Source organism: Streptomyces sp. NPDC002144 (assembly GCF_053593695.1).
In genome coordinates, this window is the sequence record NZ_JBSFDB010000001.1 from 381,209 (window position 1) to 398,495 (window position 17,287).

The 17,287-nt window shown below is 69.8% G+C and carries 14 protein-coding genes and 1 pseudogene; 12 read left to right on the top strand and 3 right to left on the bottom strand.

Annotated elements, in window-relative coordinates; translation table 11 throughout:
- Positions 1-5: 5 nt before the first annotated feature.
- Entirely contained in the window at positions 6-1,166 is a 1,161-nt protein-coding gene (locus tag ACWCQ1_RS01630) for a glycosyltransferase family 4 protein (protein ID WP_451025602.1), read from the top strand.
- 245 nt (positions 1,167-1,411) lie between these two features.
- On the opposite strand, the gene ACWCQ1_RS01635 is transcribed toward ACWCQ1_RS01630, so the two are convergent.
- Positions 1,412-2,086, bottom strand: coding sequence for an LPXTG cell wall anchor domain-containing protein (locus ACWCQ1_RS01635; RefSeq protein WP_133040857.1), 675 nt, complete (start codon positions 2,084-2,086; stop codon positions 1,412-1,414).
- A 306-nt stretch (positions 2,087-2,392) separates the two neighbouring features.
- Here ACWCQ1_RS01635 and ACWCQ1_RS01640 point away from each other — a divergent pair, with 306 nt between their 5' ends.
- From ACWCQ1_RS01640 to wecB, 6 genes are all read left to right on the top strand, one after another.
- Positions 2,393-3,874 carry a polysaccharide biosynthesis tyrosine autokinase gene (locus ACWCQ1_RS01640; protein ID WP_451025603.1) on the top strand — a complete coding sequence of 494 codons (1,482 nt, stop codon included), beginning with the start codon at positions 2,393-2,395 and terminating at the stop codon, positions 3,872-3,874.
- Complete coding sequence (locus ACWCQ1_RS01645; protein WP_451025604.1) at positions 3,871-4,443, top strand: arsenate reductase/protein-tyrosine-phosphatase family protein; 573 nt, start codon at positions 3,871-3,873, stop codon at positions 4,441-4,443. The genes ACWCQ1_RS01640 and ACWCQ1_RS01645 overlap by 4 nt, the downstream gene beginning before the upstream one ends.
- A gap of 92 nt (positions 4,444-4,535) precedes the next feature.
- The gene (locus ACWCQ1_RS01650; protein WP_358593748.1) at positions 4,536-5,633 is read left to right on the top strand and encodes a DegT/DnrJ/EryC1/StrS family aminotransferase; all 1,098 of its coding nucleotides are present in this window, start codon (positions 4,536-4,538) and stop codon (positions 5,631-5,633) included.
- Positions 5,634-5,674: 41 nt separating this feature from the next.
- Complete coding sequence (locus ACWCQ1_RS01655; protein ID WP_451025605.1) at positions 5,675-6,667, top strand: Gfo/Idh/MocA family protein; 993 nt, start codon at positions 5,675-5,677, stop codon at positions 6,665-6,667.
- An 88-nt stretch (positions 6,668-6,755) separates the two neighbouring features.
- A complete protein-coding gene (locus ACWCQ1_RS01660; RefSeq protein ID WP_451025675.1) occupies positions 6,756-7,409 on the top strand; it encodes an acyltransferase in 654 nt (217 codons plus the stop codon).
- Complete coding sequence (wecB, locus tag ACWCQ1_RS01665) at positions 7,406-8,506, top strand: non-hydrolyzing UDP-N-acetylglucosamine 2-epimerase (RefSeq protein ID WP_451025606.1); 1,101 nt, start codon at positions 7,406-7,408, stop codon at positions 8,504-8,506. Before ACWCQ1_RS01660 ends, wecB begins: the two co-directional genes overlap by 4 nt.
- Here wecB and ACWCQ1_RS01670 read toward each other — a convergent pair.
- Entirely contained in the window at positions 8,494-9,795 is a 1,302-nt protein-coding gene (locus ACWCQ1_RS01670; protein WP_451025607.1) for a nucleotide sugar dehydrogenase, read from the bottom strand. The two genes, wecB and ACWCQ1_RS01670, sit on opposite strands and share 13 nt — an antisense overlap.
- 418 nt (positions 9,796-10,213) lie before the next feature.
- Between ACWCQ1_RS01670 and ACWCQ1_RS01675 the strand changes: the two genes are divergently transcribed.
- Entirely contained in the window at positions 10,214-10,453 is a 240-nt protein-coding gene (locus ACWCQ1_RS01675; RefSeq protein WP_358593744.1) for a hypothetical protein, read from the top strand.
- 141 nt (positions 10,454-10,594) lie between these two features.
- On the opposite strand, the pseudogene ACWCQ1_RS01680 reads toward ACWCQ1_RS01675, so the two are convergent.
- Positions 10,595-10,780: pseudogene (locus ACWCQ1_RS01680) on the bottom strand (IS701 family transposase); the annotation flags it as partial.
- A 511-nt stretch (positions 10,781-11,291) separates the two neighbouring features.
- Here ACWCQ1_RS01680 and ACWCQ1_RS01685 point away from each other — a divergent pair.
- The 4 genes from ACWCQ1_RS01685 (at position 11,292) to ACWCQ1_RS01700 (ending at position 17,243) form a co-directional block, all read left to right on the top strand.
- Positions 11,292-11,651, top strand: coding sequence for a hypothetical protein (locus ACWCQ1_RS01685; protein WP_358593743.1), 360 nt, complete (start codon positions 11,292-11,294; stop codon positions 11,649-11,651).
- Positions 11,652-11,999: 348 nt separating this feature from the next.
- Positions 12,000-14,651 carry a CocE/NonD family hydrolase gene (locus ACWCQ1_RS01690; RefSeq protein WP_451025608.1) on the top strand — a complete coding sequence of 884 codons (2,652 nt, stop codon included), beginning with the start codon at positions 12,000-12,002 and terminating at the stop codon, positions 14,649-14,651.
- On the top strand, positions 14,648-15,508 hold the full coding sequence (locus tag ACWCQ1_RS01695) for an ABC transporter permease (RefSeq protein ID WP_133040866.1): 861 nt from the start codon (positions 14,648-14,650) through the stop codon (positions 15,506-15,508). The genes ACWCQ1_RS01690 and ACWCQ1_RS01695 overlap by 4 nt, the downstream gene beginning before the upstream one ends.
- Positions 15,509-15,680: 172 nt before the next feature.
- Positions 15,681-17,243 (top strand): vWA domain-containing protein, encoded by a 1,563-nt coding sequence (locus ACWCQ1_RS01700; protein WP_358593740.1) that lies wholly within the window; start codon positions 15,681-15,683, stop codon positions 17,241-17,243.
- Positions 17,244-17,287 lie beyond the last annotated feature (44 nt).

Genomic DNA, 17,287 nt, shown 5'->3' on the forward strand with positions numbered 1-17,287 from the left:
GAGGCATGGGCGATGCGCCGGCCGCGCCGCTGCGCGTCGTCCTGCTCGCGCCGGCCACGTCGGCGCACACCCGGCGTTGGGCGGACGACCTGGCCGTGCGGGGCCATCAGGTGACGGTCTGCAGCTGGCATGAGCCGGGCGTGTGTCCCGATGGCTGGCGAGCCGCATCCGCCCCCGCCGGAGGGCGCCGGCCGTTGCGGGAGCTGCGCGCGGGGCGCTGGCTGCGCCGCGAGGTGCACGGGGCACGGCCGGATGTCATCCACGTGCATTCGCTCGGTGCGCACGGGGCGCTCTCCCTTCTGCTGCCGGCCCGCCCGGCAGTGCCGCTCCTCGTCACGCCGTGGGGCTCCGAACTGCGCGCGGCGGACCGGCATCCCGGCCGGGCGCTGGTCGCCCGGCTGGCGCTGCGGCGGGCCACGCGCGTGGTGCCGACCTCCCGGGAAGTGGCTGAGCTGGTCGCGACCCGGTACCGGGTCCTCCGCTCACGGATCACGGTCCTGTCCTGGGGGGTGCCGGACGTACTGCTGGATGCCGGACACGACGCCGATCCCCGGTTGACACGTGCGAAGTACGGCATTCCGGCGGAAGCCACGGTCGTGCTGTCGGTTCGCAGCACGTCGGAGGTCTACCGGACACACGAGGTCCTCGCGGCCTTCTCCCGCGTCGCGCGGGTCCGGCCGGACCTGTTCCTCCTGCTGGTGGCGGGTCACCAGCCGGTTCACGCGGCCGCCAGGCACGCGCAGCGGGAATATCTCGGGCTGTTGCGCGCCCGGGCACAAGATCTGTCCGGCCGGGTGGCCCTCCTCGATCAGCCACTCGGCCAGGCCGAGATGTTCAGCCTGATGCGCGCGAGCGATGTGGCGATTTCAGTCCCCCGGTCCGACCAGCGAAGCTCCTCGGTGCTCGAGGCCGCGGCTGCCGGGTGCCGGCTGCTGCTCTCCGACATCGCGCCCTACCGGGAACTGCTGGCGGACGGCCTGCTGGCGGACCTGCTTCCCGACCCACTGGTCAGCACGTTGGCTGATGCCCTCTCAGGCACGGGGCCGCTGAATGCCGCCGATCGCCTTGCCAACAACCAGCTGATCCGCCAGACCGAGCGAGGTTCCCTGAAAATCGCCGAACTCGAACGGCTGTACAGGGAAGTGGTCCGTGCGGGGGCGATGTGAGGAGGAACTGATCCGTTCCGAGGACGGCTGCGATGCCGTTCAGGGTGGAGCCGCGGGCGACTTCTCCGGCACCCAGCAGGCCCTGGGAGCCGGTGGCCAGGAGCGCCGCCATGTCCGGCAGGGGCGTATTCCGGTGCGCGGCGACGGCGCGCCGTCCGATTGCCGGTAGGTGATTCCGGGCAGACGGACGGCGTCCCGGCCGGGGCCGGGACGCCGTGGTCGTGCTCTGGGCGCGCCGTGATCCGTCAGGAACTGCGACGACGGCGCACGGCCAGCATCGTGCCACCGCCCGCCATGAGGAGGGCGGTCGCGGTGCCGCCGATCAACAGGGCCTTGTCGCTGCCCGTCGCCGCGAGCTTCTTGGCGTTCCCGTTCACGTCCGGGTAGCTCATCGGGTCGACGGCCGCGGCGAGTTCGTGGGAGTCGCTGCGTCCGACGCCCTCTCCGAGGTGGCCACCGTACCCCGGCGTGCCGTGGTGCCCGGGCTTGCCCGGGTGGTGGGGCGGCTTGGGGGTCGGGGTGGGCGTCAGACTGCCCTGCACGTAGATGCTTACACCGACACTCGGGTCGGGGTGCTTTGAGGTGAGCCGGAACACGTGCCAGCCGGTGATGGTGTTCGCCGGGATGGTCACGGTCCCCGAAACCGATCCGTCGGCCCCGGCCCGGAAGTGGCCGAGCACGACCGGGGTGGATTCCAGCAGCGCCGTGACGCGCGACCCGGGGGCGAACACCCCGGAGACGGTGCTGAAGTCCAAGGAATCCCCGGCTGTCACCGTCGTGGTACTGACGGACAGGGGCGGGGGCGGCGGCGGGTACGGCTGCGCCGAGGCGGCCTGCGCCCCGATCAGCGGTGCCCCGATGAGAATGGCAGTCGATGCCGCCGACACCAGGGCGGCCCGCCATCTGCGCGATGCTGTCATCTTCTTCGATCTCCTCGACTTGGGTCCGGGCCTGGTCGTGCGGCGGCCGTCATTCGGTGTGGACACCAAGACCTGGATACATGGCGCAAAGAGAACATAACGACACTCGTTGGTCTGATGGCGCGAGAAGTCACCGGATTGGTCCAGTCCCGGCTCGCGCGGTGCACGTCGCAAGGATCGTTCGAGGGGGCGACACAGGGGGTGGCTCCCTCTTTCGAAGAGTCCGAGTCCCTATGGTCGACATCGTCCATAGGGAACAGAAACCCCCAATACGGGTAGTTCCCCCAGTCCCGTGAGGGGTGCAGCTTGGATCTCCAAGGATTCCTGAAGGCTCTTGCCAGACGATGGCCGACGGTCGTGGTCTGTCTGGTTCTAGCGGTCGGGACGGCGCTCGCCGTGACAAGCGCGAGCACCCCCGTCTACGAGGCGAGGACGCAGCTCTTCGTCGCCACCCGCGCCGGTGAGAACACCATCGATCTGAACCAGGGGCAGACGTTCTCGCAGGCGCGCGTGCAGTCGTATGCCGAGATTGTGAGGACCCGTCAGGTCACCGCTCCCGTGGTGAAACAGTTGCGGCTGCACACCACTCCGGAGGAGCTTGCGTCCCGGATCACCGCCGGCGTTCCGCTCAAGACCGTGCTCATCGACATCACCGTCCGGGACACCGCGCCCCGGCGCGCGGCGCGCATCGCCAACGCCGTGGCAAAGCGGTTCAGTTCGGTCGTCGAGCAGTTGGAGACCCCCAAGCGGCCGGTCTCCTCGACATCCAAGAAGGGCAAGAGGACCGAGGGTGACGCGCCCGTACCCCCGGTCTCCCCGGTCTCCATGGGCGTCACCGAGGCAGCCGTCGCCCCGACCTCTCCTACAGAGCCCCGCCCGTTGCTCAACCTGGCCGCGGGTGTGGTGGGCGGGCTGCTGCTCGCTGCCGGGCTGGTCGCCCTCCGTGAGACGCTCGACACCACGTTCAAGACGAGCGAGGCACTGGGTGCATTCACCGCCATGCCCGGCCTGGCTACCATCCCGTACGACAGGAACGCCCCGAGGCAGCCGCTGATCAGTACCGACGGGCACTCCGCGCGTGCCGAGGCGTTCCGCAAGCTACGGACCAACCTGCAGTTCTCACAGGTCGACGATCCGCCGCGGATCATCCTGGTGACGAGCTCGGTGCCCGGTGAGGGCAAGACGAACATCGCGATGAACCTCGCCCGATCCCTCGCCGAGGCCGACGTCTCCACCTGCCTTGTGGACGGCGACCTCCGCCGCCCGTGCGTGGCACCGGCTTTCGGCCTCGTCCAGGACGCGGGTCTGACCACGGTGCTCATCGGACAAGCCCGTGTCGAGGATGTGATGCAGCAGGTCGCCGGCGGGCTCTCGGTGCTCGCCAGTGGCGCTGTGCCGCCGAATCCCGCGGAACTGCTCGCTTCGGCGCGTATGGAAGAGGTGCTGCGCGAGCTCGCGGACATGTACGACGTCGTGATCATCGACACGGCGCCGCTGCTGCCGGTCGCCGACACCGCGGGGCTCGCCTCTCTCACCCAGGGTGCGCTGCTCGTCGTACGGGCCGGGAAGACCAACCGGGATCAGGTGCGCACCGCCACGGAATCGCTGGAGCGCGTGGGCGCGCGCGTGCTCGGCACCGTGTTCAGCATGGCTCCGGTTCCCAAGGGCGGCCGTTACGGCCGTTACGGCGCCTACGGGCCGTACGGCGAGCTGCCCGCTCCGCGTACGTCGGCCACGCCGGAGGGGGCGTCCGCCTCGGCGGCGCCGCGTACGACGGACGGGACATGACTCGGATCCTGTTCGTCTGCACGGGCAACGTGTACCGCTCGGTGCTCGCCGAGCGCCTTCTGGCGGCGAGGCTGCCGCCAGGCTCGGCCCTGCAGCCGGAGAGCGCCGGTACGGAGGCGTGTCACCGTCCCCGTATGGAGGACACCACCCGGACGGTCCTGGAAGAGCTGGGCGGCGACGGCTCCGGATTCACCTCCCGCCCGCTCACCGCACAGCTCCTGGCGGGTGCCCCACTGGTCCTCGGACTCGCGCGCGAGCACCGCGAGGCGGCCGTCCGCCTCGCCCCGGCGGCGATGCGGCGCTGCTTCACCCTGAAGGAGTTCGTGCGGCTCGCGAATGAGGGTGCTGCGGGGGAGGGCGGGGGCGGACTCGAGGCCGTGGTGGCAGCGGCTGCCACCCGTCGCGGTACCGCGGCCCCGGTCCCGCAGGCCGAGGACGACATCCCGGACCCCTGGGGCGGGCCCCGTGAGGAGTTGTACGAGTGTGCCCTGGAGATCGACAGGGCGGTGAGCGGACTGGTCCGGCTGTTCCTGAATCGCGCGATGTGTAACGCCTCTGATCAGCCATAAGGGTGGATACACGACGCGCAGGAAAACCGGACGGGGCGAGCAGAAGTTGATCGTGGGTCGACTCTCTTTCGCCCCCCGAACGGAGAAGTCCAGTGACCTGCTCCTTTCCACCGATCCCGGCGGCCAGACCCGTGATCGGTGAAGCCGAGATCGCTGCGGCCGTACGCGTTCTGCGTAGTGGCCGTGTCGTCCAGGGCCCGGAAGTGGCCGCGTTTGAAGATGCGTTCTCCGAATTGGTCGCCGGTCGCGCTTGCGTAGCGGTCAACTCAGGAACCTCCGCCCTGCAGTTGAGCCTCATGGCCCTGGGCATCGGGCCGGGAGACGAGGTCGTGGTGCCTTCGTTCTCGTTCGCGGCGACCGCCAACGCGGTTCGCCTGGTAGGCGCCGAGCCGGTCTTCGCCGACATCACGTCCAGCACCTACTGCCTCGATCCGCTCGCCGCATCAGCGATGATCGGTCCGCGCACCGCTGCCCTCATGCCGGTGCATCTGTACGGGCACCCCGCGCCCATGGACCAGCTGATGCAACTTGCCGCACGCCATGGCCTCGCCGTACTGGAGGACGCCTGTCAGGCGCACGGAGCCACACTGCACGGACGCCCCGTCGGCACCTTCGGTGAGGCGGGATGCTTCAGCTTCTATCCCACGAAAAACATGCACGCTCTCGAGGGCGGCATCATTTCCACCGCCGATCCGCACCTCGCCCGCACCCTTCGGCTCTTGCGGAACCAAGGCATGGAGCAGCGCTACGAGAACGAGATCGTCGGGGCCAACATGCGAATGACCGACGTCGCGGCTGCGGTCGGCCGTGAGCAGTTGAAGCAGCTGCCGGCCTGGACGGAGCGGCGGAGAGCCAATGCCAAGGTGCTCGACTCCCACATCCAGGCGCTGTCCATTCCGCATGAGGCCGACGGCGCGTGTCACGTCTATCACCAGTACACGGTCCGCATCCCGGGCGGTCTCCGGGATGCCGTGCAGCGGGACCTGGCGCGACAGGGCATCGGCAGCGCGGTGTACTACCCGACCCCGATCCACCGACTCAGGCCCTATCAGGACCAGGGCACCCCGCCCCTGCCCGAGACCGATCGGGCAGCCACGGAGGTTCTTTCCCTCCCGGTCCACCCGACCCTGCGACAGGCCGAGCTGGAGCGGATCGCACAGGCCGTGAGCGATGCCGGAAGAGTCGGGTGAGCCGGCACACCCTGCGGGCCGGGCTCATCGGCCTTGGAGCCATGGGACGCAACCATGCCCGGGTGTTGTCGTCGCTTGACGGCGTCGAGCTGGTGGGCGTCATGGACCCGGCAGGTGACATCACGGGTGCTGGCCGGAACACCATTGTCGTCGCCACCCTGTGTGAGCTGCTCGCGCGTGGACTCGACTACGCGGTGGTCGCCTGTCCCACGGCGTTGCACGAGGAGGTCGGCCTGGCCTTGGCCGACAACGGCGTGCCCGCGCTGATCGAGAAGCCGCTCGCCCACTCGGCGACGGCCGCACAACGACTGGTCGACGCCTTCGACAGAGCGGGACTGGTCGCCGGTGTCGGACACATCGAGCGGTTCAACCCTGCACTGCAGAGCCTGCGTTCCCGACTCGAGGCAGGAGAACTCGGGGACGTCTTCCAAGTGGTCACGCGCCGCCAGGGGCCCTTCCCGCACCGCATCGCCGACGTCGGCGTCGTCAAGGACCTGGCCACCCACGACATCGACCTCACCAGTTGGGTCACCGGTCACTACTACGTCTCGCTCTCCGCGCGCACGGTGTCCAAGAGCGGCCGACTTCATGAGGACATGGTCTCCGTGGTCGGCGATCTCAGCGACGGCACCCTGGTCAGCCACCTCGTCAACTGGCTCAGCCCCCACAAGGAGCGCTACACCGCGGTGACCGGCGAGCGTGGCTGTCTCGTCGCCGACACTCTCACGGCAGACCTGACCTTCCACGCCAACGGAGCGGTGGCCACCGAGTGGGAGGCCCTGCGCGCCTTCCGCGGCGTGGCCGAGGGCGACATGATCCGCTACGCCATCCCCAAGCGTGAGCCGCTCCTCGTCGAGCACGAGCGGTTCCGTGATGCCGTGAACGGGAAGGCAGCGGACATCGTCACGCTCGATCAGGGGCTGAGGACGGTGGAGGTGGCGGAGGCGGTCCTCGACTCGGCGCGGCGGAAGGCATCCGTGAGCCTGCGACGCCCGCGCACGCCGACCATGGCGGTGGTCACCCAGAGGTCATGACGAGCACCCCTGCCGAGGACCGGGAACCAGCCTGGCGAGGTTGTCCGGAGAGCAGTATCCAGAGCAGTCGGTGCTCGTTGCTCAGCACATGAACCAGAGCGGTGAGGTGGCGTTTCCGCAGGTGCGGATCGCACCCGGTGCACAGGTCGACGAGTCAGCCGTGCTGAGCCCAGGTACGACAGTGTGGGAACTCGCGCAGATTCGCGAGGAAGCCGTGCTCGGCTGTGACTGCGTCGTGGGCCGGGGTGTCTATGTGGGGCCCGGGGTGAAGATCGGCCACAGGGTCAAGATTCAGAACCATGCACTGGTGTACGAGCCTGCAGAGTTGGCCGACGGCGTCTTCGTCGGGCCTGCGGTCGTCCTCACGAACGACCGCAATCCTCGCGCCGTCGGCGCGGACGGATGTCTGAAGCGCGCTGGTGACTGGGAAGCTGTCGGCGTCCGGGTCGCTGAGGGCGCGTCACTCGGCGCGCGCTCAGTGTGTGTGGCTCCGGTCGGCATCGGCCGCTGGGCGATGGTCGCCGCGGGGGCCGTCGTCACCAAGGATGTGCCGGATTTCGCCCTCGTTGCCGGTGTCCCTGCCCGTCAGATCGGATGGGTGGGACCTGCCGGCGAGCGTCTGCGCGCACTGCCGGATCGGGGCGGACTCTGGGAGTGCCCGAGTAACGGGAATCTCTACTCGGAGAAGGACGGAATTCTGACGGAGCTTTCAGCTCAATACCGAGAAAAGTCGAGCCCGTGAAGGTCATGAGCGTAGTCGGGGCGCGACCCCAATTCGTCAAGCTTGCCGCAGTCGCCGCAGCTTTCGGCAACACGGATCACGATCATATGATCGTCCACACCGGTCAGCACTACGACTCCGATTTGTCCGACGTCTTCTTCACCGGCCTCTCCATCCCCGAGCCCCACGTGCACCTGGGCGTCGGCTCAGGCACCCACGGCGTGCAGACCGGCACCATTCTGGCGGCTCTCGATCCCGTCATCGCCGCCGCACACCCCGAATGGGTGTTGGTTTACGGAGACACCAACTCCACTCTTGCCGGCGCGCTTTCCGCTGCCAAACAGCACATCCCCGTTGCCCACCTCGAAGCGGGCCTGCGCTCTTTCAACCGGCGGATGCCGGAGGAGCACAACCGCGTCCTCACGGACCACGCTGCCGATCTGCTGCTCGCACCCACCGAGGAGGCGGTGCACCACCTGGCAGCCGAGGGCCTGGCCGACCGTGTGGTTCTGACCGGGGACGTCATGGTCGACGTGTGCCTGCGCATCAGAGACCAGGTGCTGAGGGACAAAGCCACCGCCGCACATCCGGCCTTCCTCAGCGCCCAGGGGCCCTACCTCTTCGCCACACTGCACCGGGCCGAGAACACGGATCGTCCCGATCGCCTGGCCGCTCTCGTGGATGCCCTGGCCAGTCTGCCGGTTCCCGTCGCCTTGGCCGCCCATCCCCGGCTGCTCGCACGTGCGGAGGACTTCGGCATCAAGCTCGACAGCGGCTCTCTCCATATCAGCCGCCCCCTTCCCTACGCAGAGCTGATCCGCACGGTGCTCGGCTCGCGCGGCGTGATCACCGACTCGGGAGGACTCCAGAAAGAGGCGTTCCTGCTGGAGCGCGTCTGCACGACTCTCCGTACGGAGACGGAATGGCCCGAAACGCTTCGGGGCGGCTGGAACGCACTCGTGCCGGATCCTTGTGAACTGGGCTCCCAGGCATGGCGTGACACCGTCCTGCGTCCTGCGCCCAAGAGCTCACGCGGCGTGCCGTACGGCGACGGCAAAGCAGCACCCCGTGTGGTGCGGGCGCTGGAAGATCACGTGAGCGGATCTCAAGCCCGCTGATGGGAGGGCGCACCAAGCAGGATCACCTCGGCCCCGGCCCATCGATCGGGGTCGGTGATCCGCCGCCCGTCGACCACGACGCGCACCTCCGGGAACCGATCGGACCCTAGCTCTCGGTACTCGCCGTGATCGGCTTGGACGACAGCGGCGGTGACCGTCTGGCCGCTGTACGGCGGCAGGCCGCGTGCCCTCAGCTCATCGGCCGTGTACAGCGGGTCGGACACGTACGGGTCGGCGCCCCGCGCCCGTAGCGCCTCGACGACGGGGAACACCCCGGAGAATGCGGTCTCCTTGACGCCACCCCGATAGGCCGCGCCCAATACCACTACGCCTGCGCCGGTTAGGTCGCCGTACACCTCCGCAAGCCGCCGTACCGCGTACTCGGGCATCGAGGCATTGGTCGCGCGGGCCTCTTGTACGACTGTCGCGTCCGAGTCGTTCCACAGATACATCCGCGGATAGACGGGAATGCAGTGACCGCCTACGGCGATGCCAGGCCTGTGGATGTGGCTGTAGGGCTGCGAGTTGCAGCCGTCGATCACCAGCTCCACGTCGATGCCGATGCGGTCCGCGAACCGTGCGAACTGGTTCGCCAGCCCGATGTTCACGTCACGGTAGGTCGTCTCGGCCAGCTTCGCGAACTCCGCGGCCTCCGCTGAGCCAAGGTCCCAGACGCCGTTGGGACGAGGCAGTTCGTCGCGTACGTCGAAGTCGAGGAGGGACTCGTAGAACTCGACACCTCGGCGGGCGGAGGCCATGTCGATGCCGCCGAGCAGCTTGGGGTAGCGGCACAGGTCGGCGAATACACGTCCGGTCAGCACCCTTTCGGGGCTGAAGACGAGAGCGAAGTCCCGGCCCGCGGTCAGCCCGCTGCCCCGCTCGAGCATGGGCGCCCAGCGCCCTCGAGTGGTACCGACAGGCAGTGTCGTCTCGTACGACACGAGTGTGCCCGGCCGCAGTCCGCGCGCCACCGCCTGCGTCGCCGAATCCATCCAGCCGAAGTCGGGCGAGCCCTGCGCGTCGACATATACCGGAACGACCAGCACGACCGCGTCGGCGTGCGTGACCGCCGCGGTCGTGTCGGTGGTGGCGAGCAACCGCCCCGCCGCGACGACGCGCTTCAGCCGCTCAGCGAGTTCAGCCTCGCCCGGGAAAGGCTCAACGCCCTCATTGACCAGGCGCACGACTCGCTCGTCCACGTCGGCGCCGATGACGTGGTGGCCTTTTGTCGCGAACTGGACAGCCAGCGGCAGGCCGATCTTTCCGAGCGCCACTACACAGATCTGCACGGCTACTTCCTCCGAGCGGCAACCAGCTGCGCAGGCGACCGAAGAGAGCCGACACGCATTGACAAAGCACTACGCACCTTATCTCCGCAGCTTCATTTCAGTGAGCCGACACGAAGGGTCGAACGATCGTCTGACCTTGGCTGTGGGATGCTGTCCATTTTCTCGATGTCCTCGTCCCGCCCCAGGCGGGTCAGCAGGACGGCGATGCGCCGGCCCAGCGGGTCGATCACTCCTTTGGGATGGTCGATCCAGGCCGAATGGGTTCACATTCAAGGACGTGTGGTCGGCGTCGCTTCCTGCCGGTCAGTGTGCGCCGGCCGGTCGGCGTGGCGATATGCACGATGTGGAGTGATTCGGGTACATGTCTGGAATGACTGATGGTGACCTGCCTGGAGATGTCGCTGCGCATGACTGGTTCATGCGTGCTCGGGTCCGTATCAGCGAGGAACATCGCGCCAACTCACTGGAGGGCAAGCCGAGGGTTTTCCGGCCTGGGGAGGAACTGGAGATGATGCAGTGGGGGCGGGCGGGCCAGGAGATCGATACGGACGCGTGGTGGACGACGCACCACTACATTCCCGCTGCTCACATCGTCCCGGCGGGCAAGATTCAGGTCCTTGAGATCCTCGAGGAACGGCGGTCCGAGGCGGACGTGTAGAAGGCCGGCGAAGTCACCGCGCCGTCTGCGTGTCGGTTTGCACGTGCCCTGGCCGGTGAGGAACTCGACAACGCCGGCAGTTCTCGGTTCGTCCGGCGGTGCCGCAGAGGTGCTGCAGTTCGTCGGCGTCTCAACGTGCGCCGTCAGGAGCCGCCGGAGACGGTCGGGTGTGCGGTGTCCGGCGTACTCGGCCGGCTGCCAGCCGTTCTTTCGGCCGACCGGGCCCAGTGGTCCACGGATGTAGTCATGCATCCTGCGACGCGGCTCGATGCGCCTGAAGCGGTGGCCGGTACGCGGGAACAGTTCCTCGAGTTCGTCGTTCCAGATCGACCGAGTCGGTCTGCCCCACCCGCGCCCCCGGTCCTGGGAAGCGCCTCGGCCGACCCGAGTCGCCGGTGACGTCACCCGCTCGACGCCGACCGCGGCAGCCGTGCCGCGTTCCCCTGCGAGATGGCGGCAGGTCCGGGCCCACCGTGCTGGTTGCCCTTAGGGCCACTCATTCACAGTAATGGGAACCGCGGTACGAATTTCGCGCTCCAAACGCTTCTGACCTGGTGTTTTCTGTCGATCACGGTCTCCTGGCGCCTCCTGCGGCCCGGGGTGAACAGGATGGCTGGATTGCTGCCGATCACGTTGCGGGGCCTTCTGGACACGGGGGACATCCCCACCAGCTTCCTCAATCACACACAGAGAAAGGCGCGGAATGCCATCCCTCAAGCGCTTCGGGTCCGCTGTCGCGTCAGCCGCGGTCCTGACCTCCCTGGCTATGGCTCTCTCCCCGGCAGCCACAGCGGCCACGACCCCGCAGATCACCAAGCATGTCCCTGTCGTTCAGGAAGTGAAGACTCAGGAGGCCAGGTCGCTGACCTGCGCCGCTCTGAGCGCTCAGCTTTCTACGCAGCTGAAGGCCGCCCAGACTGCTCTGGCCGCAACGCCGCCCGATGTCGTCGCGGCCCAGGCGGCACTCACCGCGGCCCAGGCCACGGTCGTCCAGCTCCAGGCTCAGCTGTGTCTCCCGACGCCCCCCGTGACTCCGATCTGTGCAGCTCTCGCTCTTCAGCTCCAGCAGGACCTCAAGGCCCTGGTCGCGGCGGTGACGGCCGTCCCGCCGAACCAGGGCCAGATCAATCTGGCGCTGAATGCGGTGCTCACCACCAGCGCGGCACTCAAGGCCAACGCTTGTGTGACCGCCGCCTGACCGACGGCTCCTCCCGCAGTGCCGACCCGGGGAGTTGTCTGGGAGGGCCGGTGATTCACTGAGCGAGCCCCACCTCGGTTTCTCCCAATGTGAGGTTGGGGTGAAGGGTCTTCACGGGCTGCCGCCTGTGAAGACCCTTCTTCCCGCAGGTGCAGCACGATGGCCAGGACCTGGACCACGGCGGCGACCCTGTACACGAGGTGGCTCGTATCCATCCCGGAGGTCGCCCGGGCGTAGCTTCCTACCGCACCTGGTGTACGTGCCGGGCGGACCGTACGTCCGTGGGAGGGCCGGGGGTTCACCCCGGGGTCTGCCTCCTTTGCCGGCGGCGCCCTTTACGGTTGACGCATGGATCTTCGACTGCCCCGCCCGCGAGGGCTGCTGCGGAGGCCCCGACGGCTGCTGGCCGCCGGGGCCGCCGTCGTCGTACTCGCGGGCGCGGGAACGTGGACGGCCGTCGCCTCGGACAGCAAGCCCCCGGTGCACCGGACCGACCGCGTCATGGCCATCGACGGTGTCCGCGTCGACACCTCGTACTTCACGTCCGGTCCCGCCGGCCGCAGGCCCGCCGTGCTGCTGGCCCACGGCTTCGGCGGCAGCAAGCAGGACGTACGGCAGCAGGCGGAGGACCTCGCCAGAGACGGCTACGCGGTACTGACCTGGTCCGCCCGGGGCTTCGGCAGGTCCACGGGCAAAATCGGCCTGAACGACCCCAAGGGCGAGGTCGCGGACGTCTCCCAGCTCATCGACTGGCTGGCGAAGCAGCCCCAGGTCCGGCTCGACAAGCCCGGCGACCCGCGCGTGGGCGTCGCCGGCGCCTCGTACGGCGGCGCGATCTCCCTGCTCGCCGCCGGCTACGACCGGCGCGTGGACGCCATCGCCCCGGCGATCACCTACTGGAACCTCGCGGACGCCCTGTTCCCGAACGGCGTCTTCAAGAAGCTGTGGGCCGGCATCTTCGTCAACTCCGGCGGCGGCTGTGAGAAGTTCGAACCTCAGCTGTGCCGGATGTACGAGCGGGTCGCCGAGTCGGGCAGGCCCGACGCCCGGGCCCGCGAGCTGCTCCAGGCCCGTTCCCCCTCCGCCGTCGGCAGCCGCATCAAGGTCCCCACCCTGCTGATGCAGGGCCAGACCGACTCCCTCTTCCCGCTCGGCCAGGCGGACGCGGCCGCGCAGGCGATCCGCGCCAACGGCGCCCCGGTGGACGTCGACTGGATCGCCGGCGGGCACGACGGCGGCGACATGGAGACCGGGCGGACGCAGTCACGCGTGCGTGCCTGGTTCGACCGGTACCTCAAGGACGACCAGGGCACCGACACCGGCCCGGCCTTCCGCGTCACCCGCACCGGAGGCGTCGACTCCACCAGCGGCGCGGCCCAGCTGCGCGGCGCCACCGACACCACCTACCCGGGCCTGGAGAGCGGGCGGCGCCCGGTCGCCCTGCGCGGCACCCGGCAGCGCTTCGACAACCCGCCCGGCGCCACCCCGCCCGGCGTCTCGGCCCTGCCCGGCCTCGGCGGCGCGGGCGGCCTCGCCCAGCTGTCCTCGCTCGGCGTCGGCGTCTCGCTGGACTTCCCCGGCCAGTACGCCCGGTTCGACTCGGCGCCGCTCGGCACCGGCCTGCGCATCACGGGATCGCCGACCGTCACCGTGCACGTGAGGTCGACGAGCGACGACGCCGTCCTCTTCGCGAAGGTGTACGACGTCGGGCCCGGCGGCGGCACCCCCGTGCTGCCCTCGCAGCTGGTGACGCCCGTCCGCGTCGAAGGCGCCAAGGCCGGCAAGGACGTCACGATCACGCTCCCGGCGATCGACCACGAGATCGAGCAGGGCCACCGGCTGCGCCTGGTCCTCGCCTCCACCGACCTCGGCTACGCCTCCCCGACCGCCCCGGCGACGTACACCGTCTCGCTGAAGGGCGACCTGACGGTGCCGACGGCCCCCGGTGTGACGACCGCCGCCGCCCCGCTGCCGTCCTGGGTGTGGTGGCTGCCGCTGGCCGGCGCGGTCATCGCCCTGGCCCTGCTCCTGACGAGCCGTCGCCGCACGACCGCGGCACCGCCGCCCGACCCCGCTCTCGCCGACATCCCGCTGCAGATCACCGGCCTCAGCAAGCGGTACGCCCGCTCCGCCGACCGGTACGCGGTCCGGGAGGTGACCTTCCGCGTCGAGAAGGGCCAGGTTCTCGGCCTGCTGGGGCCGAACGGCGCGGGCAAGACGACCACCCTGCGCATGCTGATGGGCCTGATCAAGCCGGACGCCGGCGAGATCCGCGTCTTCGGCCACGCCATCCGCCCCGGCGCCCCGGTCCTCTCCCGGGTCGGCGCCTTCGTGGAGGGCGCGGGCTTCCTGCCGCACCTGTCCGGCCGGGAGAACCTGGAGCTGTACTGGCAGGCCACGGGCCGCCCGCCCGAGGACGCCCATCTTCAGGAGGCCCTGGAGATCGCCGGGCTCGGCGACGCGCTCGCCCGGGCCGTGCGCACCTACTCCCAGGGCATGCGCCAGCGCCTGGCCATCGCCCAGGCCATGCTGGGCCTGCCGGACCTGCTCATCCTCGACGAACCGACCAACGGCCTGGACCCGCCGCAGATCCGCGAGATGCGCGAGGTGATGATCCGCTACGCGGCCGCCGGCCGTACGGTCATCGTCTCCAGCCACCTCCTCGCGGAGGTCGAGCAGTCCTGCACGCACCTCGTCGTCATGGACCGCGGCCGGCTCGTCCAGGCGGGACCGGTCGGGGAGATCATCGGCTCGGGTGACACCCTGCTCGTCGGCACCGCCGCACCCGTGGAGGAGCCGGTCGTCGAGAAGGTCGCCACCCTGCCGGGCGTCGCCTCCGCGGTGCCCGCCGACGGCGGCCTCCTGGTCCGGCTCGCCCCTGACGGCAGCGCCCAGCGCCTGGTCGTCGAACTCGTACGGCTCGAAGTGCCCGTCCGGTCGGTGGGCCCGCACCGCCGCCTGGAGGACGCCTTCCTCACCCTGATCGGAGGTTCCGCATGAGCACGCTCGTCGAGCGCACCGAGACCGCCTCCGGATACCGGGCGGGCCGCACCCTGCCCCTGCGGGTCGAGCTGGTACGGCAGTTGAAGCGCCGCCGCACGCTGGTCATGGGCGCCATCCTCGCCGCGCTGCCGTTCGTGCTGCTGATCGCCTTCGCGATCGGCAACCCGAGCCAGGGCAACGGCCAGGTGACGCTGATGGACACGGCGACGGCGTCCGGCGCCAACTTCGCCGCCGTCAACCTGTTCGTGTCGGCCGGTTTCCTGCTGGTCATCCCGGTCGCCCTGTTCTGCGGGGACACCGTCGCCTCGGAGGCCGGCTGGTCCTCCCTGCGCTATCTGCTGGCCGCACCCGTGCCGCGCGCCCGCCTGCTGTGGTCCAAGCTCGTCGTCGGACTCGGCCTGAGCCTCGCCGCGATGATCCTGCTGCCGGTGGTCGCCCTGGCCGTCGGCACGGCCGCCTACGGCTGGGGCCCGCTGCAGATCCCCACCGGCGGCGCGCTGGACACCGGCACGGCCACGCAGCGCCTGCTGGTGGTGGTGGCGTACATCTTCGTGTCCCAACTGGTCACCGCCGGGCTGGCGTTCTGGCTGTCGACCAAGACCGACGCGCCGCTCGGCGCGGTCGGCGGCGCGGTCGGCCTGACCATCGTCGGCAACGTCCTGGACGCGGTGACCGCCCTCGGCCACTGGCGGGACTTCCTGCCCGCGCACTGGCAGTTCGCCTGGGCGGACGCCGTCCAGCCGCATCCGGAGTGGTCCGGCATGATCCAGGGCACCGCGATTTCCATAACGTACGCGCTCGTCCTGTTCGCCCTGGCCTTCCGCGGTTTCGCCCGCAAGGACGTGGTCTCCTAGGTCAACGGAGGGTCACCCACCGGTCTCGGCGGGCCATGATCGTGGCCGCTTCGAGATCCATCCGCAACGGTTCGTCACGCACGTTCCGACCCCCTCCGCCGTCACAGTCACAGACGGCGACGCCAACACGGCCGTTCGAACCACCGGTCAATCGGCAGAGGGGGCACGGAAGATGGAGCAGCGGTACCCAACACCAGGGCCCGGCACGGCACACCGTCGGACCCGACGGCTGCGCGTCGCCCTGCTCGCCCTCGCGGCGACGGGCGGCCTGCTGCTCACGGCGTGCAGCGCGGGCCAGGAAAGCAACACCAGTTCGGCGGACCGCTCGCACCGCACCGGCGGCCTCCCGGCCCCGGCCGGCTCGGCGGCGGCCGGGGAGCAACGCGCCGAGAGCCCGGACGACAGCCCGTCCGCCGACCACCTCTCCACCTTCGCCCTCGACGTCGACACCGCCTCCTACGGCTACGCCCGCCGGGTCCTCGCCGACGGCCGGCTGCCGGACCCCTCGCAGGTGCGCCCCGAGGAGTTCGTCAACAGCTTCCGCCAGGACTACGACCGCCCCGACGGCAACGGCTTCTCGGTCACCGTCGACGGGGCCCGCACCGCCAGATCCGCCTGGTCCCTGGTCCGCGTCGGCCTCGCCACCCGCGCCGCCGACTCCGGCGAACGCCCGCCCGCCGCGCTCACGTTCGTCGTCGACGTCTCGGGCTCCATGGGCGAGCCCGGCCGCCTCGACCTGGCGAAGAAGTCCCTCGACACGATGACCGACCAGCTCGGCGACGACGACTCGGTCGCCCTGGTCACCTTCAGCGACGAGGCGCGGACCGTCCTGCCGATGACCCGCCTCGGCGGCCACCGCGGCAAGGTCCACGACGCCGTCGACGACCTGGAGACCGAGGACTCCACCAACCTCGGCGCGGGCGTCGAGCAGGGCTATGCCACCGCCACCGACGGCCTGCGCGAGGGCGCCACCAACCGGGTCGTACTGATCTCCGACGGTCTCGCCAACACCGGCGACACACACGCCGACTCCATCCTCGAACGCGTCTCCCGCGAACGCCGCGACCACGGCATCACCCTCTTCGGGGTCGGCGTCGGCAGCGACTACGGCGACGCCCTGATGGAACGCCTGGCCGACAAGGGCGACGGCCACACCGCCTACGTCTCCGGCGACGACGACGCCCGCAAGGTCTTCGTCGACCAGCTCCCGCAGAACATCGAGCTCACCGCCCGGGACGCCAAGGCCCAGGTCGCCTTCGACCCGGAGACCGTCGCCGAGTTCCACCTCGTCGGCTACGACGACCGCAAGGTCGCCGACGAGGACTTCCGCGACGACAACGTCGACGGCGGCGAGGTCGGCCCCGGCCACACCGTCACCGCCCTGTACGCCGTGCGCACCAAACCCGGCGCCGACGGCCACCTCGCCACCGCGAGCGTCCGCTGGCTCGACCCGAAGTCCCGTGCCCCGCACGAGGAGTCCGGCCAGCTGGAGACCGACGCCCTGCACGACGACGTGTGGAGCGCCCCCAGCCGCTTCCAGGTCACCGCGATCGCCGCCTACTTCGCCGACACCCTGCGCACCCGCGCCTCCGAGGCCGACGACGTCGGCTCCCTCCCCGGCAACCCCGGCCTCGGCGAACTCGGCGAACGGGCCCACGCGTTGGCGAAGAAGACCGAGGACCAGGACGTCGACCGGCTGGCGGAGGCGATCGACGAGGCGAGCGCCATGAAATGATCCGGCCCCATTGACTCCTCCTTACTTGCGAGTAAGTTGTGCTC

Excerpts from the sequence above, each read along its gene's own strand:
- ACWCQ1_RS01635 (WP_133040857.1), bottom strand. The coding sequence starts at position 2,086 with ATGACAGCATCGCGCAGATGGCGGGCCGCCCTGGTGTCGGCGGCATCG.
- ACWCQ1_RS01630 (WP_451025602.1), top strand. The coding sequence starts at position 6 with ATGGGCGATGCGCCGGCCGCGCCGCTGCGCGTCGTCCTGCTCGCGCCG.
- ACWCQ1_RS01690 (WP_451025608.1), top strand. The coding sequence starts at position 12,000 with ATGGATCTTCGACTGCCCCGCCCGCGAGGGCTGCTGCGGAGGCCCCGA.
- ACWCQ1_RS01660 (WP_451025675.1), top strand. The coding sequence starts at position 6,756 with ATGAACCAGAGCGGTGAGGTGGCGTTTCCGCAGGTGCGGATCGCACCC.
- ACWCQ1_RS01695 (WP_133040866.1), top strand. The coding sequence starts at position 14,648 with ATGAGCACGCTCGTCGAGCGCACCGAGACCGCCTCCGGATACCGGGCG.
- ACWCQ1_RS01655 (WP_451025605.1), top strand. The coding sequence starts at position 5,675 with ATGGGACGCAACCATGCCCGGGTGTTGTCGTCGCTTGACGGCGTCGAG.
- ACWCQ1_RS01675 (WP_358593744.1), top strand. The coding sequence starts at position 10,214 with ATGCGTGCTCGGGTCCGTATCAGCGAGGAACATCGCGCCAACTCACTG.
- ACWCQ1_RS01645 (WP_451025604.1), top strand. The coding sequence starts at position 3,871 with ATGACTCGGATCCTGTTCGTCTGCACGGGCAACGTGTACCGCTCGGTG.
- ACWCQ1_RS01700 (WP_358593740.1), top strand. The coding sequence starts at position 15,681 with ATGGAGCAGCGGTACCCAACACCAGGGCCCGGCACGGCACACCGTCGG.